Annotated in this window: 23 protein-coding genes and 2 tRNA genes; 6 read left to right on the top strand and 19 right to left on the bottom strand. The window is 54.6% G+C overall.

Annotation, left to right across the window (positions count from 1 at the left end; translation table 11 throughout):
* Positions 1-36: 36 nt before the first annotated feature.
* Positions 37-297, bottom strand: coding sequence for a hypothetical protein (locus IE087_RS12470; RefSeq protein ID WP_189369673.1), 261 nt, complete (start codon positions 295-297; stop codon positions 37-39).
* 489 nt (positions 298-786) lie between these two features.
* Positions 787-1,455, bottom strand: coding sequence for a glycosyltransferase (locus tag IE087_RS12465; protein WP_189369672.1), 669 nt, complete (start codon positions 1,453-1,455; stop codon positions 787-789).
* Between the two features lie 64 nt (positions 1,456-1,519).
* Between IE087_RS12465 and ygfZ the strand changes: the two genes are divergently transcribed.
* Entirely contained in the window at positions 1,520-2,260 is a 741-nt protein-coding gene (gene ygfZ, locus IE087_RS12460; RefSeq protein ID WP_189369671.1) for a CAF17-like 4Fe-4S cluster assembly/insertion protein YgfZ, read from the top strand.
* A gap of 33 nt (positions 2,261-2,293) precedes the next feature.
* On the opposite strand, the gene IE087_RS12455 is transcribed toward ygfZ, so the two are convergent.
* The gene (locus IE087_RS12455) at positions 2,294-2,992 is read right to left on the bottom strand and encodes an alpha/beta fold hydrolase (RefSeq protein WP_189369670.1); all 699 of its coding nucleotides are present in this window, start codon (positions 2,990-2,992) and stop codon (positions 2,294-2,296) included.
* A gap of 290 nt (positions 2,993-3,282) precedes the next feature.
* Positions 3,283-3,846, bottom strand: a complete 564-nt coding sequence (gene efp / locus IE087_RS12450; protein ID WP_189369669.1) for an elongation factor P — start codon at positions 3,844-3,846, stop codon at positions 3,283-3,285.
* A 219-nt stretch (positions 3,847-4,065) separates the two neighbouring features.
* Here efp and IE087_RS12445 point away from each other — a divergent pair, with 219 nt between their 5' ends.
* Positions 4,066-4,386: a DUF6280 family protein gene (locus IE087_RS12445; protein WP_039684470.1), complete on the top strand. Its 321-nt coding sequence runs from the start codon at positions 4,066-4,068 to the stop codon at positions 4,384-4,386.
* 56 nt (positions 4,387-4,442) lie between these two features.
* Here the strand turns inward: IE087_RS12445 and IE087_RS12440 are convergent, their stop codons facing one another.
* From IE087_RS12440 to IE087_RS12425, 4 genes are all read right to left on the bottom strand, one after another.
* Positions 4,443-5,021, bottom strand: a complete 579-nt coding sequence (locus tag IE087_RS12440; protein ID WP_189369668.1) for a cobalamin biosynthesis protein CobQ — start codon at positions 5,019-5,021, stop codon at positions 4,443-4,445.
* 40 nt (positions 5,022-5,061) lie between these two features.
* Entirely contained in the window at positions 5,062-5,943 is an 882-nt protein-coding gene (locus tag IE087_RS12435) for a hypothetical protein (RefSeq protein ID WP_229801369.1), read from the bottom strand.
* 74 nt (positions 5,944-6,017) lie between these two features.
* Entirely contained in the window at positions 6,018-7,367 is a 1,350-nt protein-coding gene (locus IE087_RS12430; protein WP_229801368.1) for a TolC family outer membrane protein, read from the bottom strand.
* A 113-nt stretch (positions 7,368-7,480) separates the two neighbouring features.
* The gene (locus IE087_RS12425) at positions 7,481-8,134 is read right to left on the bottom strand and encodes a protein-L-isoaspartate O-methyltransferase family protein (RefSeq protein ID WP_189369665.1); all 654 of its coding nucleotides are present in this window, start codon (positions 8,132-8,134) and stop codon (positions 7,481-7,483) included.
* Between the two features lie 164 nt (positions 8,135-8,298).
* On the opposite strand from IE087_RS12425, the gene IE087_RS12420 reads away from it, so the two are divergent.
* Positions 8,299-8,372, top strand: a tRNA-Cys gene (locus tag IE087_RS12420).
* Between the two features lie 203 nt (positions 8,373-8,575).
* On the opposite strand, the gene IE087_RS12415 is transcribed toward IE087_RS12420, so the two are convergent.
* The 9 genes from IE087_RS12415 to IE087_RS12375 form a co-directional block, all read right to left on the bottom strand.
* Positions 8,576-9,586 carry a tyrosine-type recombinase/integrase gene (locus IE087_RS12415; protein WP_189369664.1) on the bottom strand — a complete coding sequence of 337 codons (1,011 nt, stop codon included), beginning with the start codon at positions 9,584-9,586 and terminating at the stop codon, positions 8,576-8,578.
* Positions 9,573-9,767 (bottom strand): hypothetical protein, encoded by a 195-nt coding sequence (locus tag IE087_RS12410; protein ID WP_189369663.1) that lies wholly within the window; start codon positions 9,765-9,767, stop codon positions 9,573-9,575. Before IE087_RS12410 ends, IE087_RS12415 begins: the two co-directional genes overlap by 14 nt.
* Positions 9,768-10,538: 771 nt before the next feature.
* On the bottom strand, positions 10,539-11,720 hold the full coding sequence (locus tag IE087_RS12405; protein ID WP_189369662.1) for an acyltransferase family protein: 1,182 nt from the start codon (positions 11,718-11,720) through the stop codon (positions 10,539-10,541).
* Between the two features lie 397 nt (positions 11,721-12,117).
* On the bottom strand, positions 12,118-12,729 hold the full coding sequence (locus IE087_RS12400) for a thermonuclease family protein (RefSeq protein ID WP_189369661.1): 612 nt from the start codon (positions 12,727-12,729) through the stop codon (positions 12,118-12,120).
* A gap of 246 nt (positions 12,730-12,975) precedes the next feature.
* Entirely contained in the window at positions 12,976-13,200 is a 225-nt protein-coding gene (locus IE087_RS12395; RefSeq protein ID WP_189369660.1) for a hypothetical protein, read from the bottom strand.
* Between the two features lie 972 nt (positions 13,201-14,172).
* Positions 14,173-16,143 (bottom strand): S8 family serine peptidase, encoded by a 1,971-nt coding sequence (locus IE087_RS12390; protein WP_189369659.1) that lies wholly within the window; start codon positions 16,141-16,143, stop codon positions 14,173-14,175.
* A gap of 17 nt (positions 16,144-16,160) precedes the next feature.
* Positions 16,161-17,327: a phosphatase PAP2 family protein gene (locus IE087_RS12385; protein ID WP_189369658.1), complete on the bottom strand. Its 1,167-nt coding sequence runs from the start codon at positions 17,325-17,327 to the stop codon at positions 16,161-16,163.
* Between the two features lie 28 nt (positions 17,328-17,355).
* Positions 17,356-19,299: a winged helix-turn-helix domain-containing tetratricopeptide repeat protein gene (locus tag IE087_RS12380; RefSeq protein WP_229801367.1), complete on the bottom strand. Its 1,944-nt coding sequence runs from the start codon at positions 19,297-19,299 to the stop codon at positions 17,356-17,358.
* Between the two features lie 837 nt (positions 19,300-20,136).
* Positions 20,137-20,212 (bottom strand) — tRNA-Thr (locus IE087_RS12375).
* Between the two features lie 131 nt (positions 20,213-20,343).
* On the opposite strand from IE087_RS12375, the gene IE087_RS12370 reads away from it, so the two are divergent.
* Complete coding sequence (locus IE087_RS12370) at positions 20,344-21,219, top strand: hypothetical protein (protein WP_189369656.1); 876 nt, start codon at positions 20,344-20,346, stop codon at positions 21,217-21,219.
* On the opposite strand, the gene IE087_RS12365 is transcribed toward IE087_RS12370, so the two are convergent.
* The gene (locus IE087_RS12365) at positions 21,216-21,644 is read right to left on the bottom strand and encodes a GFA family protein (RefSeq protein ID WP_189369655.1); all 429 of its coding nucleotides are present in this window, start codon (positions 21,642-21,644) and stop codon (positions 21,216-21,218) included. The two genes, IE087_RS12370 and IE087_RS12365, sit on opposite strands and share 4 nt — an antisense overlap.
* Positions 21,645-21,694: 50 nt before the next feature.
* Here IE087_RS12365 and IE087_RS12360 point away from each other — a divergent pair, with 50 nt between their 5' ends.
* Positions 21,695-22,186, top strand: coding sequence for a winged helix-turn-helix transcriptional regulator (locus IE087_RS12360; protein WP_189369654.1), 492 nt, complete (start codon positions 21,695-21,697; stop codon positions 22,184-22,186).
* Positions 22,187-22,192: 6 nt separating this feature from the next.
* On the opposite strand, the gene IE087_RS12355 is transcribed toward IE087_RS12360, so the two are convergent.
* Complete coding sequence (locus tag IE087_RS12355; protein ID WP_189369653.1) at positions 22,193-22,456, bottom strand: DUF2312 domain-containing protein; 264 nt, start codon at positions 22,454-22,456, stop codon at positions 22,193-22,195.
* A gap of 108 nt (positions 22,457-22,564) precedes the next feature.
* Between IE087_RS12355 and IE087_RS12350 the strand changes: the two genes are divergently transcribed.
* Positions 22,565-22,807 (top strand): hypothetical protein, encoded by a 243-nt coding sequence (locus IE087_RS12350; RefSeq protein WP_189369652.1) that lies wholly within the window; start codon positions 22,565-22,567, stop codon positions 22,805-22,807.
* The last annotated feature ends 178 nt before the right edge of the window (positions 22,808-22,985 follow it).

Raw genomic sequence — 22,985 nt, 5'->3', positions numbered from 1 at the left:
CAAGCGCACAAATCGCGCGGCATGCGCGTAGGTCTTTCAACGCGATTGGACGAGGTTATTCATGGAATTTTTCAAGTTGGGCCGAATGCCTGAGGAGCTTACCAGGCGCGACACTATCCCGGCCTGACCAATCAATCGATTGGAGCCAAGACGCGCATGGCATTGGGCGGCGCAGTCATCCCGGCAATGATCGACATCATCTCGGACGAAAAAACCATCGATCAGTTCATGATCTGGTTCACGGCCATAGGTTTCGCTTTTGATCGATGTGGCGGCTCGGAGCAATTTCAGGTCCATCGCAGGCGCCGCGCCATTCATCGAGCATGTCAAAGAGCCCTTGGCTTTGACCTCTCCTCCAAACGCCAAACCAGCGCCGGAGGGCGTGCTGGAAATCACTCTTGAGAGTGTCGAGCTGGCGTACGGTGATGCACCTGTATTGCGGGGCACTTCGCTGACAGCGAAATCTGGCCAGACAACCGCCAAGCTTCGGCGTGTCGCGCACAGGAAAATCGACGATGTTCAACGTGCTGACACGGCTTATTGGCCCCAAGGCAGGAACCGCCCTCACTGGTGATACGCTGACGGCTCACATGGATCTTGAAGCATCGCGGGGCGATACTTTGTTGTTGCTCAACAAGCCCTGCTCTTTGATGTGTCCGTTCGTGAGGACATCCTACTTGGCCGCACAGACATGAGTGACAAGCACCTTAAGGAAATGCTGGATGAACAAGGTGAAAACAACGCGTTAAGGGGGCTGTTCACAGGTCTACGGTCGCGTCTGTTCGGCTAACGCCGGTACGCTGCAGCAAGAACCTCGGGATCAGTACCTGCAAGATATTTGATCAGCGTCCAAAGGTTGCGCGCACCACGGCGCACCCACCCTTGCTGACGGTACTTCTCAGCACTTGTGATGGCCGCCGCCTTAAGCTGGGTAAGCTGTCCGCGCAATGCACGGGCGATTGCGACGTCCTCCATCAAGGGGATATCACGATAGCCGCCGACGCGGGCATACAGATCGCGGCTCAGCAATAGCCCTTGATCGCCATAAGGCAAACCAAACAGACGCGCGCGCAGGTTAGCCCACGCAGCAACGGCACGGCCACCACGATCAAACTGAAGCCTGAAATATGCCGCACCCGGCTGACCAAGATGGGCAAGCACAGCATCAGCCCAGCCTGCGGACAATACTGTGTCAGCATGCAGGACAAGGAACCATTCGGCACGCCCCGCATCACAGCCACGGCGCAGTTGTCCGCCACGCGACGGCTGGCCGCTCACGATATTGGCCCCCCAGGCATCGGCCAGTTTCAGCGTCTCGTCCGTTGATCCGCCGTCGCTTACAATCAGCTCGGCAATCAGCCCTGCGTCCACCCCTTCCATCAACCCTGCAAGAGTGGGACCAAGCGCAGTCTCGGCATTCAGTGTTGGAATGATGACAGAGATCGGCGCAGGCATTGGGCCCCTTTCGGATGGAGATTGCACTGCTATATGACAAGGGGCAGATCAAAAAGGAACACCCATGTCCAAGCGCCACATCTTTCGCCTTTCAGGACCTGACGCACACAGCTTTTTGCAGGGCTTGGTGACCAATGATGTGGATCGGCTGACAGACGGTTTGGTCTATGCTGCATTGCTGACGCCGCAGGGCAAATACATCTCGGATTTCTTTCTTGTGCCCGATGGCAAAACGATACTTTTAGATGCACATGGCGATCATACCGACATGCTGCGCCAGCGGTTGAGCATGTACAAACTGCGGGCGAACGTGACGCTAGAGGATGCGGCCCTGCACCTGCATCGAGGGCTTGGTGAGGCACCCGAAGACGGGTTTGCTGACCCACGGCACGCGGAATTGGGGTGGCGCGCCTATCGCGAAACCCCGCAAAACGGAGACGACGTCGATTGGACAGCGTTGCGGGTTGCACATCTGGTCCCGGAAACCGATGTGGAATTGACCCAAAACACCTTCATCCTTGAAGCCGGCTTCGAGGCCCTGCACGGCGTAGATTTCCGCAAGGGATGCTATGTCGGGCAAGAGGTGACCGCCCGGATGAAACACAAGACAACCTTGCGGAAAGGATTGGCGAAGGTCGACGTCACTGGCGATGCAGCACCCGGCACCGAAATCATTGCGGATGGTAAAGCGGCCGGAACTTTGTTGTCACGTGCCGGAGATCGCGCGATTGCCTATCTGCGCTTTGACCGCGCCGACGGCACTATGCAGGCTGGGGCCGCCACCGTAACGCGCAGCAACGACTGACGGCACGGCCCCAGGACTTACCTGCGGATGAATTCACCCAAGCCGGCGCCCCAGGAATGCGTCGATATGCTGTCGGAGTGTATTTGGCATTTCCAATGGCAGGTTGTGCCCGCCGTCAAGTTCCAACAGCTCCGAACCCGCGATCCCATTTTCAAACATGATCATGCCGCGACGCGTGCCCCGGTTGCGCAAGCCACGCACCAAAAGCGTTGGTGCCGCAATGCTATTGAGACGGCTGCGCCCATCATAAGCGGCAGCCGCGCGCATCTGATCGGCAATTTCGCCTGCGCTCCAGTGCGGGATTTGGGCGCGCAACTCCTGTGCAACCATATCTGGCTCACCCAATCCGGTCAGACCGGCAAGACGACGCGGAGACATCCGACCGAGGATTGTAGGAAGAGTACGACCAGCCAAACGTCCGGCAAAGGTGTCGACGACTGTCGGAACCGCTTCAATCAGGATCAGTGCTGCTGGCCGCGTGCGGGCGGCCAACTCCAGCGCGACCATCCCGCCTAAGGAATGCCCGACAAGCACTGCCCCATCAGGAGCCAGAGGTTGCAGACGGTCAGCGTACGCTTCGACACGCGCAGCGGTGTCGACCACGGGCAAGTTCGGTGTTTGGGCCAACGGCAAATCCGCAACAATGCTGCGCCATGTCGCGCACGTCAGGCTGGCACCGTGCAACCAAAGGCTGGGCCGCGCTACTAAATGAGATTGCGTCGTATCCATCATGGGCGGTGTTTCTGAAAACCGTTCTACAAAGCCCGACCGGTTCAATCTGACATTTGCCAGGACCGCGCTTTTCCCGCAGCTAGAACATACCTTTCTCGGTGATCAACCACATTGGGCGGCGGTGGCAGATACATGCGCAACCTGAGTTCCAGAAAGGCGACCAGAACCGTGTTCATCGCGTTCTCGGCCAAGGTCTCGCGCGCGTGGGCAGCTATGCGCATATGGTAAAAAAACGGGGCGCTGTGCGCCCCGACCAACACCCCCATGGGAGGTGACGTAAAAACAACGCCCTAGGCGCGTTCTGCGTATTCCATGGTTTCAGTATTCACTATGATGTCTTCGTCCTGACCGACAAAGGGCGGCACCATGACTTTGACCCCGTTGTCGAGGATCGCGGGCTTGAATGAATTCGCGGCAGTCTGGCCTTTTACAACCGGCTCCGTCTCGACGATCTTGCAAGTGACCTTCTGCGGAACCGTCGCGTTCAAGGCCTCTTCCTCATAAAACTCGACAACGATCGTCATGCCGTCCTGTAAGAAAGGACGTCGATCACCGAGAAGCTCTGCTGGCAGTTCGATCTGTTCGTATGTGTCGGCATCCATGAACACCAGCATTCCGTCATTCTCATATAGAAACTGCTGGTCTTTCTGTTCCAGACGCACCCGTTCAACCTTGTCGGCGCTCCGGAACCGTTCGTTCAGTTTGGATCCATTGCGCAGGTTGCGCAGTTCGACCTGGGCAAAGGCTCCACCCTTGCCGGGTTTCACATGATCCACCTTCACAGCGGCCCAAAGGCCATCGTTGTGCTCCAGGACGTTACCGGGGCGTATCTCGTTTCCGTTGATTTTTGGCATGTGGCAAAACCTTGACGAAAGGTTGATGTAAAGTTGTTGATCCCTATATCTCGCGTATTGGGTCCCGGCAAGACAACGAAATACTGTGCTGCGCCAGCAGCCTGATATGCGCTGATTGCAAGGCAGCCATGCATTTACGGGGTATCCGAATCGGAGCAGTTCGTCCATAACGGGCGCCACGCCGGAAAGACAAGAGCAAGAATAAAGGAAGGACGACGAATGAAAGATTTCGTTGACGGCACTGCCTTTAACAATGAGCAAGGCAACCGTGCACGCAAACTATTCGCAGCCGTTGTGTTGGCTGCACTCGACGATGCAATCGCCGATGACAAGAAATATGGCAACGGGCCAGAGCAGATTGCCCGCTGGGCACGTTCGCGCGATGGGCGCGAAGTGTTGAGCTGCGCAGGCATCGACCCGAACGAACGGGTTGTGGAAGGCCTGATGGAATTCGTTGGAAAAGGTGTCCGTACATCTGTCGCCCTGAGCCGCGAAGAATCAGAGCGCCGCAATGCGGCACAGCAGGCTGAAGCGGCCTGATCGCAGTCACCGCTGCTACAAAGAGAGCGCGCCCCACGGGGCGCGTTTTCTTTTGTTTATCCGCTTGAAAAGAAAAATAGCCACTGGCGTACAACCCAAAGCTCGGCAAGCAGCAAGGCCAGGACACAGGCAATGCCCCATGCTGGCAGCCCCCTCCGCCAAAGGACCATCGCAGAAAACATGGCAAGCGCAGCCTCGACCGGCGCAACCCATGCGGCACCGTGCCCACGATCCCAATAGCTGACTGGACTTTCAAACACCCACCAGCTGAAGGGCCAGAAATGCGGGCGGCCATCGTCGTGATGCAGTGGGAAATCCAGCATCACATGCAGCAACGCCGCACCAGTCAGTGCAATCGCCCAAGAGGACCGTTGCCAGCAGGCCAAGCCACACAATACCCCCCAGACGACAAACGAGTTGTCGATGGCGAATACGGTTTGCCAAGCGTTCGAGAAATACAGATCATTAAAGACAACTCCCGGCGGAATCCCGATAATGAACAGAGACACGCCCGCCATGACATACAGAGACAGGTCCGGCAGGATCGCTCCGGTAAAAGCAGCGACAAGGAGGCCATGACGTCCCCGTCCGCCGAAGACAGCGGCGCCAACAAGCAAATGAGCGGGCGTATTCACCGACAGTCAGTACAGCGATTGGACCCGAACACTGACCACCCTACTCTAGGTCTTGCGCCGCAAGTGCCCTGTGAATTTCGCGCCGCACCAGCTTGCGCACATTGCGTGTGATGCGTTCGCCCAATGCGCCCTGCAGTTCCTCGCGTACAATATCGCTCACCAGATCACGAAGCGCCTCTTCATCAAGTACATCTTCGTCGCTAGAGAAAATCTGCGCGCCGTCGCTTTTGGCAGCCTCTGGCACAGGCTCGACATCCGGGGACGGATCCGGCGTGCTTACCTCGTCATCTGCATCTTCCCAGGCGAGCGCCGGTGGCTCGGTACCCGCATTCGCTCCGTCGCCGGCCTTCTCGGGCTCAAATTCTTCGGTCTGCCCGGCAATCAGCGTCTCCAGTGCCGCAATCTTGGCGCTGAGAGTTGTCGATTCATCTTGCAGTGCTGGTTCTGCTTCCACAGTCTCGTCAGCAGAGGCACTGTCGTCGACATCATCAAATGCATCTTGAATGGACATCAGCGTGTCCTGATCCAGGTCGACTGCGTCAAGCGCTATGGGATGTTCTTCCGGCGCAAGAGCATCTGCCTGCCCCATGTCATCGTCACCAAAGCTGGCTTCTTCAACCTCATCCCCGGTCGGCGCGGACATTTCATCCGCTGGCTGAAATGCAACTTCACCATCCTCTGGCAAGTCATCTTCTAATACATCCACGGAATCAATGGCTTCGTCGGCAGCCGCTTCTGCATCTTCGGGAAGGTCACGCCCTTCTTCAACCTCTTCGGTCACGCGCAGGGCTGGCGTCAGAACCAGTCTGTCGGATGACGCAGTCGCCGCGCTCTCTGGTGCCGGACGATTATCATCGGACACCAGACGACGAATGGACGCCAAGACGTCCTCCACCTCGGTGTTGGTCATTGGATCAGACATGTCAAAGTACCACTCTCAACCTCGGCCTCAGCTTACCCCGCGGGTGAGAGTCGCACAATACTATGCTGAAAACCTTAATCGTCTACTTGAAGTGCCCGAAGAACCCTGTCCAGTTGCTTACCCTGCTTTGATTGCTTCGCTGGGCCGTTCTTGACCAAGTTGTAGTACGCCGCCGGATCATAAAGCTGGACCGGCAATTTCAAGCGTTGCGCCGTGAGCAGGCCCATGGATTCAAGCACCGAGTAAGCCGCGATGTATTGATCCGCCTGTGCCGCAATACGGTTGGTTTCCGCATCCAACAAGTCCTGTTCGGCATCAAGAACGTCCAGTGTGGTCCGAGCTCCAAGCGTTGCCTCTTCTCGTACGCCCTGGAATGCGATGCGAGCCGCGCGGATTTGACGTTCGGATGCGGTGAGACTGGCGCGAGCTGCTTCGAGGTCCGAGATGGCGTTTACGACATCCTGCTGCACACCGTGCCGCACGTTATGAAGGTTGCCGCGAGACGCATCACGGGACGCCATAGCCTGACGCTCAAGCGCAGAAAGGCGGCCACCCTGATAGATTGGACCCGTCACTTCAACCCCAATCGATCCGGTTCTTCCGTCATCCGGATTGCCAATATCCTCCCGAACTCCCAATGTCCCTTCCAGTGTCACAACAGGCAGCGTATCTTTGTTGGCCGCTGTAACCAGCAGCTCATTCGCTGATACTTGGCGACGCGCAGCTTCCATGTCGGGGTGGTTGCGCACAGCAACAGCCTGAGCTGACTCTGTGCGCGCCTCGGTGCGCGGTAGTGCTGGCAGCGGCGCCAAACGCCCAGGGCGTCGCCCAACTACGTTGGTGTATTCAGCCTGCGCTTGGATCAGGTTGCGTTGTGCATTGGCAAGGTTGCTGCGTGCCTGCGCAACAGCAGCTTCAGCCAGAGACACATCGGTCCGCGTGACCTCCCCAACTTCAAAACGATCATTGGCAGCACGCAGTTCTTCCTGCAGAAGCCGCAAATTGTTCTGGCTCAAGGCAACAAAATTCTGCTGCCGCCCAACGTTGATGAAAGCTGTCGCGGCACGCAGAAGAACTCCCTGCTCGACGTTCAACAAAGTCGCGCGCGTGGCCAAAACAGTCTCTTTTGTCGCCTCGACCCGCGCCCGGTCTGCACCACCATCGTACAATTGCAGGGATGCACTCAACGCCAGAACTACGTCAGTAGATTCTGCACTGGAAGACGTGCCTGCCACTGAGGTCACGTCACCGAATTCCTGTGTGACGCTCGCCGACCAGTTGATGATGGGACGCAACGCCGCCAATGCAATCGGGACATCTTCGTCCGCCGCCCGCAAAAGCGCACGGTTCTGATCCAGCAACCCACTGTGAGTATAGGCACCTACCATCGCGTCCGCGAGGGTATCAGCGGTCGCTTGAGGCATTCCAAAACCCACAAAAGCGGCCGCTGTAACTGCCGTTGTCGTCAGAAATTTCCGCGCCGACTTGCCTATCATCTCAACATGCCTCTTTTTTTGTGTGCCCGCTGCATCACGGGTTACAGCGTAAATGCGTCTTGTTTCTCAAAGCCTGGCAAAATCGGAGCACCGGCATTGAATGCGCGGCGCCAGGAGATCGTGCCGTCCATCTTGTACCCAATTCGAACCTCTCCCAGTGGACCATCCATAAACACAGCGGCAATACGTCCACCATCTTTCAACTGCGAAAGTAGGTCGTCGGGCACATGGGTCACCCCCCCTTCAACAACAATCACGTCATATGGTCCATGTTCGGCGGCACCCGCTTTCAGTGCTTCGACATGTGTAACTACGTTGTCCACTCCAGCAGACATCAGTGTTTCCTGGGCCTCGGCAGCCATCGCTTCGTTGTCTTCCAACGCAACAACAGCCTGCGCCATATGAGCGATGATGGCTGCCGAGTAGCCTAGGGCAGATCCGACATCCAGCACCAATTCATCTGGGGCAACGTCAAGCGCGTCCAACATTTTGGCCAACGTGCGCGGTTCCAGCAAAACCCGCCCCTCGCCCAAATCGAGGTTTTCACCCATGTAAGCAGTCTCGCGCTGCGCTACTGGAACATAGTCCTCGCGTTGAACGGTCAGCATTGCGTCGATGATCGGGAATTTTGTCACATCAGCCGGACGGACTTGCGTATCCACCATCAAGGTGCGCCGGGTTGAGAAGTCAGGCATTACAGCTAAACTCATTCGTTCAGGTTATTTCGTTTACATGTGCCACAGTCGGAGCGTGTGGGCAACGCGGCAGGTGTGCGAAGTGGCAAAATTCCAGCACTTCATTGGCAGACGACCTTGCACGGCCCGAGCGAATGGTCTATCGCCGCTCACACACCACGGATGGCGAGTTGGCGGAGTGGTGACGCAGCGGATTGCAAATCCGTGTACACCGGTTCGATTCCGGTACTCGCCTCCAAACAAAATCAATGACTTAGCGGATTTTTGGCTCGAAGTGGATCGAGTGTCTAAACATTTGTCTAAACATTCTGTTTTTGTTCTGTTCCTGTTTTGGGTGCTCGGAAACAGCAAAAACACGCGCAAATGAAGCGCGGTTGCGTTGTGCAACATCTGTTGTGGGAGGGCGCTTTACTAGAATGCTGTGCTGCAATGGGTGCGTTTTCAGGAACGACCTTGCTCTGTGCGCATCTGTTGCGCCCGTACTGCTCTGATCTTCTGCCGCACCTTTTTGGTGTAGTGCTGGACCATCGCAGGGCTCTGGCCGGTCACGGACGCGATCAAGTCGTCGCCGCAGCCAGCCTCTAGGAGCTCACAGGCCGCGTTGTATCGCCAGCTATGGATATCGTAGTCTAAGGCCCCAATTTGCTCGCGAACCTTTCTGACGGCGGCTGAAGCGCCTCTGTAGGACCATTTGTTCACGCCATGCTCGTTGGTCAGGAGGAACAATGAGTGTTTACTAGCGGCGTCTAGCGCGGATTGAAGCTCAGGAAGAATGGGCACCCAGAGTTCTTTCGAGGTTTTGCTCTGCCGCACCCAGACCGAGCCATCTTCAATATTTGACCAACGCATATTGAGAACGTCGCCGATCCGCTGGCCGGTGCCGACGCATAGCTCCATCACCAACCGCTGACGCGTGCCAAGCGGACAGGCAAGTCTGTAAGCGTCGAGGAGGTCTCGCGGCCACGGCTCGCGCTCGGGCCGCTTTTGGGATTTAAGCTCGGAGACACCCCTCGCTGGGTTAGTGTCACGCCAACCGAGGTCTACGCAGTGTTCCATGAGAACGCGAAGAACACGCAAAGAGTAGTTGGCAAAATACGCCTTGTGCGCGTTTGAGTCGCGCAGGCGGATCACATCTTTTCGCTGCATTTTTGCTGGATTCATCTCGCCCATGATCTGGCGGAAGAAGTCCAGGTGTTTGTCATAGTCCAGCCCTGTGCGCGGCTTCAAGTTCCGATAGCGCGGCGATTTCCGATAGCTGTCGATGAGACCGCCGAAGTTCCGAGAGACTACCTTTCGCGGCTTGTCTTTCTGCGCGAGAATTCCTGCATACTCCCGCCAGAACTCAGGGGTTCCAAACTCACTTTCGAACTTCTGCGACGGCCACCCACGCCGCGGGAAATAAATTCCGTTCCTCTGCCGATATACGTGTTTTGGAAGTTCACGCTTTGCCATGCTGCATTTCTATCCCCGCGAACTCATCTGCATCGTCACTTGGCAAAGCAAGCTCTAGTTCGATCCGGCGACCTTCGACGATGACTCTACAAACCGTCTTACCCGCTTTCTCAAATTCTGAGTGCAGTTCAAGTGCCTTTTTCTCGATCTTCGTCCTAGCCACCACGATCACCAATACCACGTTTTTCAACCACTTGCGCGCCCAACTCTGGTCGAATGCCCGCTGGGCGGAGCATGCAAGTATGGTTCTTGGATGAATCTAGCTACGACGGATTCACGGCACAACAATCGCTTTGGTGCTCTCAGAATTTTCAATGTCGTCGTGTCACTAAATGCATATATCAATCCGAGACCCCAAAAACACAGCTCCCGCAAATTAAGCGCCTACATAAACTTAAATGTTGACACGATCCTAACACGACTAATCTCCGGTGTGGCTACGCTTCGTAACCTCGAAGCTCGAACAGTCTTGCCGGTGTTTTGGGTGTCACTAAATGCATATCCTAACAAGAGGGTGAGGTTTGGCCCGCTCGATCCTGCCTCCACGATGTGGAGTTTCGGCAGGATCAAGCTTCGGAGCGCCCCACTGAGCGACCGCAATTGCGGTTTGTTGGGTGGGGTGCCGAGAGACGCTAAACGCGCGATCTAAACGCCTCTCCGCGTCTCTGCGAGCGATTTTTACGCGTCATACTGGACCCGTGATGTTGCACGGCCAAGTAACACCGGCGTGCTACTCGAGTTCGAACGTTCGCTAGCGTCAGAGATGCGCAGAAAGCTGACTTTGCAAAGTCTGTCCTGATGTCAACTCAGCGCCTTTTGCCGTGGGACATTTTTAGAGGGTTTCAAGATACACCATTTGCGCATCTCCTATCTAAAAAAGACTAGCCATTTTTACCGCTCATTGCCGAACCGTCAAAAGCAAAGCTAGTTGGAAATCACCGAGATCTAGCCCCTAGTTTGAGGATCCCGGTTTCTCCACCCATTTGTCTCGCTGCGGTGCTGCCCGCTTTTTTCTCGTCAAATTCCTCGCAAGTCGGATGAAAGGGTTCTCGAACACGTGAAAAGAAATGGCTGCGATCGGAAGAACGAGTGCTAGTGTCGCGGCAGATACGAAAGGCACAACCCAATTTCCGTCGGGTGCATATGCGGCGGCCCAAGGTGTGATAAAGCTCACCCAGATGATCAAGGGATGCAAAAGGTACACGCTGTAACTGATTTTGCCCAAGTATGTAGAACCGCGGTTCACAAGCGCCCTAACCGGGAACAGTGCTTGAGACAATGCAAGAAGAGCGAATCCGGTTCCCCACCCTGCGATCAGGCTAAGTGGAACCGGTTCGATGGAAACGAGTTCCGCGCTCAGTGTTGGGCCATAGAGAAATGAGAGCACCAAAGTGGTCAGGCCGCCCGTCAAACAGAACAGCCCTGCGTTTTGATACTGTTTCTCAGGGACACGACGGTAAATCTCATAGGCCAAAAACCCGAGTGCGAAGTAAGGTGCGTTCGTGCCGAAATGTGTCCAAAAAAAATAGTCTGGTTGAGGCACTGCGACAGTGTAATTGACGAAATACGCGGCACCAAACGCAATCACTGTCATCGCGACCGCTGCCCAAATACTTCTGAAAATAGCAAGGATGGGAAACAGAAGGTAAAAAATCACTTCGACGCCGATAGACCAACCAGCCGGAACGAGACTTATTTGGTTTTCGGAAAAAAAACCAAAGGTGAACGTAATATTTTGCCAAAAGGCGGCAGCGTCTCTCTCGATTCCCACATGCAGCCATGCTGCCAAAAGCAGGTAGAACAGCGGGGCGATCCTTAGAAACCGGCGCAGCGCGTAACTGAACGCATTACGTAGACCAATACCATCGGAATACGCCAAGGACATCGACATCGCACTGACAATGAAAAACAGTGGCACGCCCATCGAAAAATAGTCGGCGTACCACCTGTTGAACTCAACGCCCAAGGGGTGAATGAAAACCGCGTGCGTTACAACAACACCTGTCGCCGCCAATCCCCGCAGAGCATCCAGCCCATGGACACGAGTCCGGGTGTCGATGGGCTTTGCGTCAGATTGCATCGTTACTTTATTGGCTTTCGCGCATCTATAAGGTTGGCGCCACTCGTTGTTCATTCAAAAGCCATGACACCTGATTGGCCTTAAAATGCAGTTCCGCCTAAGCGTCAATAGTGTCTCGCAAGATAAATTGATGCTCGGCAAGGCGGCTAAATAAGCGCGAAATCCCTCAGCCCTTTGACGGTATACGACGATGTACTCTACTAGTCGGCGACGCCGCAATCGACCAGTTTGGCTTCTGACGGGGTTGTTCGTCTTGATTGGCTGCATTTAGGAAATCGCCCTACGACGCGGAGTTTTTTTACATGCTTTGGCTGACCAAAGGAGGAAATTTCGCTGCGTCAAGATCAGGCCGGTCTGTCCGCGACTTGCTCGTCTGAGCACTGAGAACCAATGTCTCCTATGGGCTGAGGGGCGTACCTAGATCCTTTCCTCACCCGGCACGGTTTGTTACCTACTTGCTGGTAGCATTCTTGGCCTCAAATTTCTCCCAAACGTGCATCCGTCCTTTCTGACGGGCGTCTGCCAGCCAAAGTTTCCGCCGTACGCCGGACTGCTCCATTGTTTTGTACTTGCCGCCAGAAAACTTCGGCCAGTCAATTGCTAGCCCCAATTTAACCATTTCAGCTGACAGGTCTCGCCCATCGGGTAGAGTACAGTGTGCAACTGTGCGGCCATACTGATCTTCTTCGGTTACTTCTGCGCGCACTGTGTGACCCTTGCAAAGCTTGACCATCGCCCATTTGGCTTTCTGACCATACGGGTGATCGAGTTCAGGTGCGTCAATTCCAAACAAGCGAATTTGCATCTTGTTGATTACGATGGTGTCTCCGTCAGTCACGTAAGCTGCGCCCTGCACAACCCGTTTTAGAGGCAACGGTTCGGCGGTTTTCGCGTCATACGATGCTGGCTGTCGCTTAGGATTGCCTGCGGACGAAGTGCGCGTTGGCTTAAAGGACTGATCTCCAGCGCGGCGGTCAAAAGATGCACTGTTTTGCGAAGACGCCGAGCGCAAGACAAGTACGAAAATGCCCGCGACAACCAATAAACCAATCAGTGTTTCCATGACCATCACGCAATAAGCTGAGATTCCAATTCTCGCTATAGGCGCACAAATACGTCCAATGATCTAGACTGAAAGGGTTCTTACCTCACTGACTCTGTTGCTATGGACCGCTTCTTAACCCTCTGATGAGAGGAGGAACTGAGCCCGCAGAAGCTACAGGTCCTCGGTTTGTTTTGTTAACTAACGAGCTTTGCAACGTTTTGCTAAGAGATACGCATTGAGCTGATTTCACCGAAAGCGCGCTCACTAATTTTGCATGTTTATGACCTCCGAAAAGTCGAGATAAATAGTGCCCATGGTCTGACCGGCTAAATCCATTATTTCGTGATGACCATCAGCATAGCCGTGTTGTTCCAGCTTATTGGCAATCGTACGTAAAGTGTTGGCAGCAAAAGTTGCTGTCGCTTTTTCCGTCGGTCCGGACACACGTAGCTCTATATCACAAAGAATGTGCTGTTTCTGATCGATCATCTGGCATTGTTTCCTTTGTTCGGTCAAACAGGCGTACGGGCACGGCTGACCCTAGTTTCGATGCTCTCAGCAGATAACTCAAGCGTCGTTGCTGTAGTCATTTTTTGTAAAGCAACTGGTTGGAAAAGCGGCCCCTTTACGGTCTAAACATTCCCGCTCTGTTCCGCCATTTTGGGTATGATGTCTAAGCAACTTATACAATACTTTCAGAAACATGCCCACTCTTGCAAATCCGTGTACACCGGTTCGATTCCGGTACTCGCCTCCAATATTTGCAACGCCTTATGATCTGTTCCGCGTATTGGGGTATCAGCTTCCCATGCTGTGACGGTTCTGTTCTTGGCTATCTCCGTTTGGCTGTGGCTTGTCGCGCTCGCATGACTTGGCGTGCTTTCCCCGCATACTTGATGATCATCTTCTTGGATGTGTGTCCGCTGTCGCTGGCGATTTCGTCGTCTGTGCAACCCACCCAGGCAAACTCCGTGACGTGTCGGTACCAAAGCAGGTGCTGGTCGAAAGCCATTGATCCCAGACGCTTACGCTCCTTAACCCTGACCGTATCATGGTGTGATAGCTCATCGCCGAGCCGTGTGAGCGTGCAAGACTGTGCCTTGATGGATGAGGGGAAAAGCCGAGATCAGTCTTTGCTATGTCCAGCACAACCTTGAAGGCTCCGGTACAGAGCAACTGAAGCGCCTTGTCGCACTCTGTTCAGGCACCTGCTGTACCTATGGTGGCCCAGCAGAACCTCTGAATGGACCGTGTCCACCGACCGAGCCGAGCAGACCAAATACCCAGGACCGTTTCCCTACTTGTAAAATCGCAGGGGCTTTGGCTCAGCGTCGCGCAAGACGCTGTCGATCCCCGGCTCACGCCTTGCTCAAAGCGCCTTCATGCCCGCTGCCATCTGGGGCAAGAACTGTCCTTTTTTGCTTCCTGCAAGATAGTGCGCTGGCATCAAATACGCCATGTTCAAGTACTTGTGTCAGACAGGATTTTGCTTGATCTGATGCCTGTTGCAACCTTGATCGGGCCTTCACCGGCTCTTCCAAGAGGGTAAGCAGTTCGATCAATGTTGGGGTTGCGTTGGCGTGCCTGAGACTGCACCCATGGGCGATCTGCTTGCTGCCCCGCAGCCAAACCGTTGACCATAAATTGTGCGATTTGTGGTGCGGCAACACTTGTTCCACTCATCCGCACCATTGAACCGCATCTGGAGCCAGCACTGTAAATTCCCGCCAAAACAGGACTGGTGTCACTAACTGACGCCGTGTCTGGCCCCGGACGTGGGATGTCGGGAGAATTGACGGTCGGTGTAATCGGCCCTGCAGCCGAGTAGGCAGACATCGCGTCCATGCGCGAGTCAACCGCACCCACAACAACGGGTGACACACCGCAAGCAAAGCCGCTAAGCGTGCTGTCAGAACTGACTTGATCGGTGTCGTTCGCATCAAAATGCATCTGGCGACCGCGTGGACGATAGCCTGGCAGGTCTTCGTCTCGGTCGATCCAAGCGTGGATCTCGGCTTCGGTGGACAACGCCATTTCGACACGCCAGTGTCCCGCAGGAGCGACAGGGTCACTGCTATTGAACGTTGCAGTCGGATAAACGGTCAATGAAACGACACCACGCTGGGTCGGACGGCGTTCGTAGCTATAGCTGAGCTGCGCTACCACTTGTCCCTCTGCGTTCTGCAAAACCATGCTTGCACCTGGTTCAGCATTGAACTCCGGGCTGCGATATCCGGATGGCAAGATAACTGAAAATGCAGGTTGTCCGTCGGGCGTTGAACTGGATGACACAGGCAACCAGAACTGGACATGGCTCGCCGACAGATCTGAAACCGGCACATTAAGCCCCACGCTGCATGTCTGTCTGGAACAGCCGTCAAAGGAAAGTTTGGCGTGGATATCTCTTTCGTAAGCATTGCCGGCAGGAAGCGTGACGCGGCGCTTTTGTTTGGGCACACTGTTGACGAACCTTTCGAACAATTGATCAATGTCACCCGTTCCATCGTGCGGGCCACCATACGACCCGTAAGAGAAGTTGCACACGACCGGAGCTGGCCGATCACCTGCGCGAATGCGTCTGCTTTGGCGACTTACAAATATCAGCGCGTAGGCGAGATCAGGAAGCAGGTTGCGTCCGCTAACATCGCGCGTCACCTCTGCAGGCAACGTAACGCACAGGATGGGACGGTTATCTGGAGCCGTCTCTCGTGGGAAGCCCGCTGCCAAGCCAGCGACATGTGTCCCGTGTGTCCGTCGATGCGCGAGCAAAGATGCACCGGGGGCAGAATGGTCAATCTGTCCGGTCAGGCGATAGAAGCGGTCTTCATCCAGCAGCCCCGCAACCGTGCACTCTTTCAAAAACCGATCCAGTTTGGCTTTGTGGAATACCTGCCCGCGCGAAAACTTGCCGCCAGACAGCGTTGGCGCGCTCATGACCAAGGCACTGGCAATCCGGGTTTTACAGATTCCGCTGGCAAACAGATTATGACCCAATGCGATTGCATCATCGATCACTGCAGTGACAATTGAATCTTCCGGTACATGCGCCAAAGGCATTTCGTCAAAAGTCGCATCGAGGTTTAAACCGCCAAGGACTTGTCCGCCCAACCGCAACGCGGAAACTCCGAAAGTGTTATCGACTTCGTTCAGCGCGCGCAGCGCAGCACCACGGGCAAAGCCACTTACATGCTGTATGGTCGGCACCTCGGCGCGATCATCGCTATCATACAGCTCAGGAATATGAACAGAGTCTGCTATCTCCGCAGGCAAAGAATCCAGAAAAGCATCAATACTGGTCTGCTCCAGTTTGATCAGAACCGAGAACCAATCAGCGGTTAGGTTTTGCTCAAGTGCTTCAAGATGCAGCAGCCGATGATCCGTGCGCGCATCCGTTACGGGTGGACGGTTCGTCAAATACCATTTGAAAGTCATCTAAAAACCTCCGCCTTTCAATTTGTCAGATCCACCCATTCGTTCACGGCTTTAAGCCAAAGCCAGTTCAACGGTTCTGACGTCACAGCACCGCTCGGGATTTTCGCCGAAGACGATGTGGCATAGTCTTCTCCGTTCGGAAGGTTCGATGAATGCTTGGCCTGCTTGTCGCCTTCCACGGTGTAGAGCTGAGTCCAATCAAAATCTGCATTTTCGTTGAAGTTGGGGCCAGTGAAGGTAGCGCTTGTGTATTTCCGCTCGCCCAAGCAAAGCGTACGCACGAATTGTGCCAGTGATAGCCCCAACACCGCGCCCGCAGCGCTGTCGACCGGAAAGTGTACGCCCGCAACAGTCCGGTTTATGGCAATCCGAGAAGCCAATCGCATCAGAATTTGCCCCCATTCTCCAGACCCAGCGGTGTAGGTTGAGTTATTCGAAGCTAACAGCAGTTCCCACATTAGACGGGACACCATGAACGCTTCTGTTGCGTGCCCACTTGGTAAAGTGCCATGTGTAGGCGTTGGGATCATTGGTTGCACTTGTGGTGAAAACTCAATGGGGCGCTTGATAGCAAGAGCGTACTTCATGCGTTGCACGACGTAGTTTGAGAACCGCCCAGCCGCGGCCAACAGCTCCATTGTATGAGGCGTGCGTGCCGGATCCATAAATTCCAGGCTCGCATAAAATGGTGCAATCGCTGGCATCTGAACCAAAATTTCTTCGGCGCGGTCAGGCCGGATATCAGCGTAGCTGCTGACCAATGCCATCTGCGCGCGAAGCTGGTCGATTGTGGGCGCGGATACGCTGACCAAAGGGTCAAAGTCCGATTCCGGCTCTTCCGCTTCAATGATCGCTGCACTCCAGACATTTACTGAGGGTGTGTCATCATTGCTTGACGTGGTGAAGGCCACACGCGTGCCGAGTTCGGAATCGAAAATTGCGGCACGTACCTCTGGCGAGAGGCGGGGCAGGTTTTTGGTGCTGTTCGCTGGATTGGGTTTAATCCCTTCAACGATTGGCAGCTGAGCACCTGCGATGCCATCCCGGTTGGTCATCAACGCGGCTGCCAGCAACGGGTTTTCGATCGCGCCGCCACCACCGAAGGTCGAAAAAGTGCTGAACGTACTGAAAGTGCTAAACGTGCTAAACGTGCTTTCAGGTCCACCTGTACCGCGTTTTGTCATTGAAATTTCCTTTCCAAAAAATTGCCCACTACTTTGGGATTCCTGCCAGTTGCATGTCTCGGGCGAATGAAGTTCCGATATCGAATTGCCCACTGGGCGAATTGGCAAGCCATTCATTCGTTCGCAACGTTGGTTGCACTCTGAGAAGTTCGGATGCCGTTTCGCGCGCGCTTTGCACGTCTCCCAAACGCACTTGAGCCACCGTTTTCACTCGCAAGGTTGGAGCGTGCGAACGATTGTAGCGCAATGACTGTTCTGTCAGTTCAAGCGCATGCTCGTTGTTGTCCGCAGCAAGCGAGGCGCCTGCTGCGTGGGCGAGGTAAAAGAACCTGTGCGGATCGTAGGGCGACAATTGCAAAGCACGAGATGCATCTCGTTCGGCTTGTTCACCTCGTCCCTGGAAAGCATAGAACGTACCGCGCAGAAGGTGGCTGATTGCGTCATTGGGATTGACAGACAGCGCAGCCTCAAACCTGTTTTCCGCCAAATCAAACCGCTTGAACAAGTTGGTCAATACGTGCCCTTCGCTGGACAACGCCAACGTATTCTCAGGTTCAATGTCAAGCGCACGCCTCGTGCAATCAAGCGCGCTTTGGGCGTCCTTTTGCGGGTCATCAGACCATCCTTGATGGACTCGAAGGATGAACCATCGCGACAGCCAAGCCAACACCACCGGTTGATCAGACAGACGATCATTCAAAGCACTCAACAGCGTCCGTGCGCGAAAAAAATCTGAGACGGACAAGCGATGCATCAGGCCGATTGCACTAAACAGAAGAGTAAAGTTCTCCAATGTCTCCAATGGTTGGAATTGCAACTTCCGGACCTCGTTTCTGATCACGGCGTTCTGCACTTTTGCGGCGATCTCATCCAGGGCGGACTGCCCATGCAAAATGTCCTGCGTTGGGCAGGTTCTTGTTTCGATCCACAGAACCTTGTCACTACGTGTTTCAGCAAACTCCAGGCTCAGTTTCGTCTCTTCGCCGACTTGAAAGAAATGGCCCGAAAGCACAAAGTCCGATCCAAACAGGTCAGACAAGTTCGACAGTGTCCCGTTGTTCCCTCGCCAATTTGCCGTAGACAGGCGAGAGGTGACGTTTACTTCGGGGGACGCGGTAATGGTTGCTGCAAGATCATCCGCAATGATCGAACCAAGCACTTCGCCAAACGGCTGTTCGAGCCTAGCAACCGGTGGCAGAATCGTGATGGTGGGACGAGGATCCGGCTTGTGGGCCGCATAACCAAGCATGGAACGCTGCCGGCGGCGAATAATCCGCACGACACGAACGGTCATACCTTCAACAGGCATGTCAAGCTCACCATGATCTTCCAAATCAAAATTTGGCCCAAGGTTGCCAACATCCCATGCGCCAATTGTCGAAAAGATCTGCCCGCTGCCAGCAATATGCGCCAGTTTGCTGGCGACGTCGGCCATTTCCGAAGTGAGAGCAACCCCAAGGCGCGCTTGATTGGCATCTGTTGCAATATCTAGAAGCACATCAAGATCGGGACCTTCGAGGACAACGGTTTGTTGACCTTCGCGGATCAGGTTCAGGTCCTGCGACGCGATGGAGATTTTGGAGAACAGTTCGGTGGCTCTGAATGGGTCTGGCTCAAAAATCGCCACCGCGAAATTGCTCCGCTCTTCCTGTCTTTCTGAACCGATCTCTGGCAGTTGCAAATCCAGCAGGAATCCACGTTTTGTTACCGTTCGGACAAGTGTTCGCTCCGGATCATTGAGAACACGGCGAATTTCCGAAATACATTGGGTCAGGCTGTCGTCAGTGACACATACATCTCCCCAAACTGCATGGATGAGATCATCACGTGTCACCAAATTCGGAGCGTGCTTTATGAGTTCGTTCAAGACAAGAACTGACTTCAAGCGGAGATGAACTCGTCGTCCTACTTCGTCTTTAAGCTCCTGCTGCACCGTATCGAAAACCAGCGCGCCTAGTTTTACTTTCGCCATTGCAGCCGACAAATCACAAGTTGTCCCCCATCCCAACTTTAAGTCATCTGTTAACCGAACGATCAACGATAATCCACAAGCTTAAGTAGCACTACAATAAACTTGGGAAGATCAAGCCGCCCAATCGCTCTATCACCCATGTTAGAAAAATGTCCCGTGCTGTGTCCGGACACGCATGGTGTGAGCTATCGCACTTACCAGCGGCTCTCAATTAAAACGCCGCCGGGCATCATACATTGCACAATCTTCAACAAATACAACATGCTCCACCGCTCTTTGACCAAGAAACAGAGGTGCACCAAACTATGAACCTCTGTCACAACGAAGCGGTGCTTGATCGGTTCAGCATCAGATGAAATTCATCATAGCCGCCTATCATATCGATGGTTCTCCTGCCAATTTTGCTGCCATTGGAAGAAGATAGGTGGCTCCCGCATTGGTTACGCTCGCCCCCTTCAATGGGTAGGCCACATAGCAACCGGTCAAGATCCGCAGAATCGATCAGACACAGGCTCACCCGCCGATCCAAAGTGGTTTTCATTGGCAAGTAAACGTTTGATGAGGTCTGCGAAAAACATGTCCCGGCGGAGGAGCGTATCGAGCATGTGGTCCCGGAAATCGTTGCGCAACTGACGTCACAGTATCTTATCCTACACGTCTCTGGCGCTTCATTGACAAATTGCACTTTTGGAAGCCAGCTCCAGCACACCCAATCTGCCAGTGCGATATCTGGAAAAACACTGAGCTGGAATGACATGGTACGGTCAGGTAGCTGCAAAAAAACACCTGTAAATCAAAGACGTCTGTACGAGACTTTGATGCCACAGGAAAGAGTGATGGTGCCCCCACACGGACTCGAACCGCGGACCTACTGATTACAAATCAGTTGCTCTACCAGCTGAGCTATAGGGGCCGTGGGCGCAGCACTTACTCCGAGATTCGCGCTGTGGCAAGCGCGTTTTTCGTTATCCGTCAGAGGTTTTATCCCAGCGCAAAACAGGTATACCTAAAACACAGGAATTCACGCCCATCAGGTCGAACTACATGCAAATTGTCCTTCACGCTGGCGCGCATTTCACCGAAGAAGACAGGCTGATGCGCTGCTTGTTGCGGAACAAGGAAGAGTTTTCAAAACGCGGTGTCGCGGTTCCGGGTCCCAGCAAGTACCGGCCGCTTTTGAAAGACACGCTTGCGGCCCTGCAAGATGCGCAGCCTGCCCCGGATGCACGCGACGTTTTGATGGACTTGATCCTCGATGAAGAAAACGCTGATCGCATGATCCTGAGTCACATGTTCCTGTTCGGAGCACCGCGGGCCTGCATACGTGATGGAAAGATTTATCGTGGCGCAGCCGAACGTGTGGCCCAACTTTCCGCATTGTTCGCGCATGATGAATTCGAACTCTTTCTCGCCATACGCAACCCGGCAACGTTCCTGCCAGCGCTGTTCGACAACGCACCGCAAAAAGACATGGCGGCGTTTTTGAGGGGCGCCGACCCTTACAGCATTCGCTGGTCCGAAACCTTATCCTCTATACGAGCGGCCGCGCCCGACGTGACGATCACCACCTGGTGCTTTGAGGATATGCCAATGCTGTGGGCACAGATCGTCCGAGAGCTCGCCGGCTTGGAACATGGGGAAAAAATCATCGGTGGGTTCGATCTGCTGTCAGACATCATGTCGAAGGAAGGTATGCAAAGGTTTCGGGCTTACCTGAAATCCCACCCGCACATGACGGAGATGCAAAAACGCCGTGTCATTGCGGCCTTTCTGGACAAGTTTGCTATCCAGGACGAGATCGAAGAAGAATTGAATGCTCCAGGCTGGACTGATGAAACTGTCGAAACCCTGACAGACATGTACGAAGAAGACATGGAGCGGGTCGCCCGCATCCCCGGAGTGACGCTCATCGCGCCCTAGGCGACCGGCAATCCTTCGAATACTTGAACCCCATCGGGTACGGTGTGAAACTCCAATGCATCAGCGTGACAAATGGCAACGCGAGGGGCAAAACCACTCGGGTCGTCCAATGTGCCTATTTTCACGATCGTGCCGGGCATGTCCGGTCGTGTTGTCACAAGCTGCGTGCCACATCCATCGCAGAAATACCGTGTGACCGCCCCCTCTACATCGGGGTGCGTAAATTGCGCAGGTGTTCCGGCGGTCCAGTGAAACCCGTTTGGCGGCACGAGCATGAAATAGTGAGGTGCCCCACCAGACATTCGCTGGCACGCGTGACAGTGGCATTGGCCCTTGACCACTGGTCGCTGCGAGACGGCAAATCGGACCGCGCCGCAATAACAACCGCCAGCGTTCAATGTGTTTTCAGTGGCTTGCAACGTCATTTCAGTCTACCTTGCGGACAACAACAAAAAACTGACAGAGCAGAGTCCAAATGTCAAACTCAGAAAATTCGCCAGTGCGCGAAAGCCCCATACCGATGTCCGAATGCGGTGCAGCCCTTGCCATCGAACAGGTCCCGGACCGTTGGACATGGTTGATTTTGCGGGAAATGCTGTATGGTGTCGGTCGTTTCGCGGATATTCAGGCAGACATCGGAATACCCAAATCCGTTTTGTCTGGTCGGTTGACTCAGATCGTCGAAAACGGATTGGCAAAGAAAAAAGCGTATCGCGACGGATCATCCCGCACACGCCATGCCTACGTACTTACACAGAAAGGCCGGGAACTGGCGCCGGTGATCCTTGCGCTCATGCAATGGGGCGACAAGCATATCAAGAACGGCGAGTCCGCGCTTGAATTGACCGACAAACGCTCGGGCAACCCCGTGAAAATCGGCATTGTTCACAAGGGCGGTGCATTGCCGTTGCGCTGGCTAAGCTTTGCTCCAGCGCACAAAAAAGACCCCGCAAAAAGCCCAGACTGATCGCGCTTAACTCATGCCAAGCGCTTCCTTGTACATCTCAAGGACGGCTTCTTCCTCCGCAATGTCGTCGCTATCGCGTTTGCGTAGCGCGATCACCTTGCGCATCACCTTGGTGTCGTACCCGCGGGCCTTGGCCTCGGCCATCACCTCTTTTTGCTGATCGGCAATGTCTTTCTTTTCCATCTCGAGCCGCTCGAACCGTTCTACGAACTGGCGCAACTCATCCGCGGTGACACGGTAGCTTTCGGCATTTGTGGCTGTGTCGGTCATTGCGCACTCCTTAGGATCAGATCAGCCCGCTGGATAGCGGGGCGCGTCCAGTGCTGCAAGAGGCGTTGGCGCCTTGCCATCACGCCATTGCTCGGATAGCCGGAAGTCATGGAACAAAAGACAGCTTTTACCCTATGGGATGGTCTGATTTGGGGCGGTGCGACATTGTCCGTCCTCGGCCTGATTGGCCTTGTCTGGTGCATCATCAAAGTATGGCGTGCACGCGCGGCAGGCCTTGATGATGCAGACATGCGCGCAGTCATGGCACGGGTGCTACCACTGAATTTGGGGGCATTGTTTGTATCTGTCATTGGCCTGATGTTTGTCATCATCGGTATCTTTCTGAGCTGATAGGGAACACCCCCACACCATCGGGGTGGGCTTGACGCCGGGATGGGAGTGTTTTGACCGAGCTGCTGTCTTTCGCGGGGTCGTGAACGACATGATTGACGGACCGGGCAGCGGTTGTTCGGCAAAACTTGCTTGATCGAAATAGACGGAAAGATCCGTGACAGCTCGGCGGGCACGC

The sequence above is a fragment of the Tateyamaria omphalii genome (assembly GCF_014651375.1).
In the GTDB taxonomy this organism is placed as follows: Bacteria; Pseudomonadota; Alphaproteobacteria; order Rhodobacterales; family Rhodobacteraceae; genus Tateyamaria; species Tateyamaria omphalii.
This window is presented reverse-complemented; position numbering and strand designations above follow the sequence as displayed.

Coding starts and splice junctions, on each gene's coding strand:
- IE087_RS12445 (WP_039684470.1), top strand. CDS start 4,066: ATGAAAGATTTCGTTGACGGCACTGCCTTTAACAATGAGCAAGGCAAC.
- IE087_RS12470 (WP_189369673.1), bottom strand. CDS start 297: ATGGACCTGAAATTGCTCCGAGCCGCCACATCGATCAAAAGCGAAACC.
- IE087_RS12455 (WP_189369670.1), bottom strand. CDS start 2,992: ATGATGGATACGACGCAATCTCATTTAGTAGCGCGGCCCAGCCTTTGG.
- IE087_RS12370 (WP_189369656.1), top strand. CDS start 20,344: ATGCAAATTGTCCTTCACGCTGGCGCGCATTTCACCGAAGAAGACAGG.
- IE087_RS12400 (WP_189369661.1), bottom strand. CDS start 12,729: ATGGAAACACTGATTGGTTTATTGGTTGTCGCGGGCATTTTCGTACTT.
- IE087_RS12415 (WP_189369664.1), bottom strand. CDS start 9,586: ATGGCAAAGCGTGAACTTCCAAAACACGTATATCGGCAGAGGAACGGA.
- IE087_RS12395 (WP_189369660.1), bottom strand. CDS start 13,200: ATGATCGATCAGAAACAGCACATTCTTTGTGATATAGAGCTACGTGTG.
- IE087_RS12355 (WP_189369653.1), bottom strand. CDS start 22,456: ATGACCGACACAGCCACAAATGCCGAAAGCTACCGTGTCACCGCGGAT.
- ygfZ (WP_189369671.1), top strand. CDS start 1,520: ATGTCCAAGCGCCACATCTTTCGCCTTTCAGGACCTGACGCACACAGC.
- IE087_RS12360 (WP_189369654.1), top strand. CDS start 21,695: ATGTCAAACTCAGAAAATTCGCCAGTGCGCGAAAGCCCCATACCGATG.
- IE087_RS12365 (WP_189369655.1), bottom strand. CDS start 21,644: ATGACGTTGCAAGCCACTGAAAACACATTGAACGCTGGCGGTTGTTAT.
- IE087_RS12435 (WP_229801369.1), bottom strand. CDS start 5,943: ATGTCTGATCCAATGACCAACACCGAGGTGGAGGACGTCTTGGCGTCC.
- IE087_RS12430 (WP_229801368.1), bottom strand. CDS start 7,367: ATGCCTCAAGCGACCGCTGATACCCTCGCGGACGCGATGGTAGGTGCC.
- IE087_RS12390 (WP_189369659.1), bottom strand. CDS start 16,143: ATGACTTTCAAATGGTATTTGACGAACCGTCCACCCGTAACGGATGCG.
- IE087_RS12380 (WP_229801367.1), bottom strand. CDS start 19,299: ATGGCGAAAGTAAAACTAGGCGCGCTGGTTTTCGATACGGTGCAGCAG.
- IE087_RS12350 (WP_189369652.1), top strand. CDS start 22,565: ATGGAACAAAAGACAGCTTTTACCCTATGGGATGGTCTGATTTGGGGC.
- efp (WP_189369669.1), bottom strand. CDS start 3,846: ATGCCAAAAATCAACGGAAACGAGATACGCCCCGGTAACGTCCTGGAG.
- IE087_RS12425 (WP_189369665.1), bottom strand. CDS start 8,134: ATGCCTGACTTCTCAACCCGGCGCACCTTGATGGTGGATACGCAAGTC.
- IE087_RS12405 (WP_189369662.1), bottom strand. CDS start 11,720: ATGAACAACGAGTGGCGCCAACCTTATAGATGCGCGAAAGCCAATAAA.
- IE087_RS12465 (WP_189369672.1), bottom strand. CDS start 1,455: ATGCCTGCGCCGATCTCTGTCATCATTCCAACACTGAATGCCGAGACT.
- IE087_RS12385 (WP_189369658.1), bottom strand. CDS start 17,327: ATGACAAAACGCGGTACAGGTGGACCTGAAAGCACGTTTAGCACGTTT.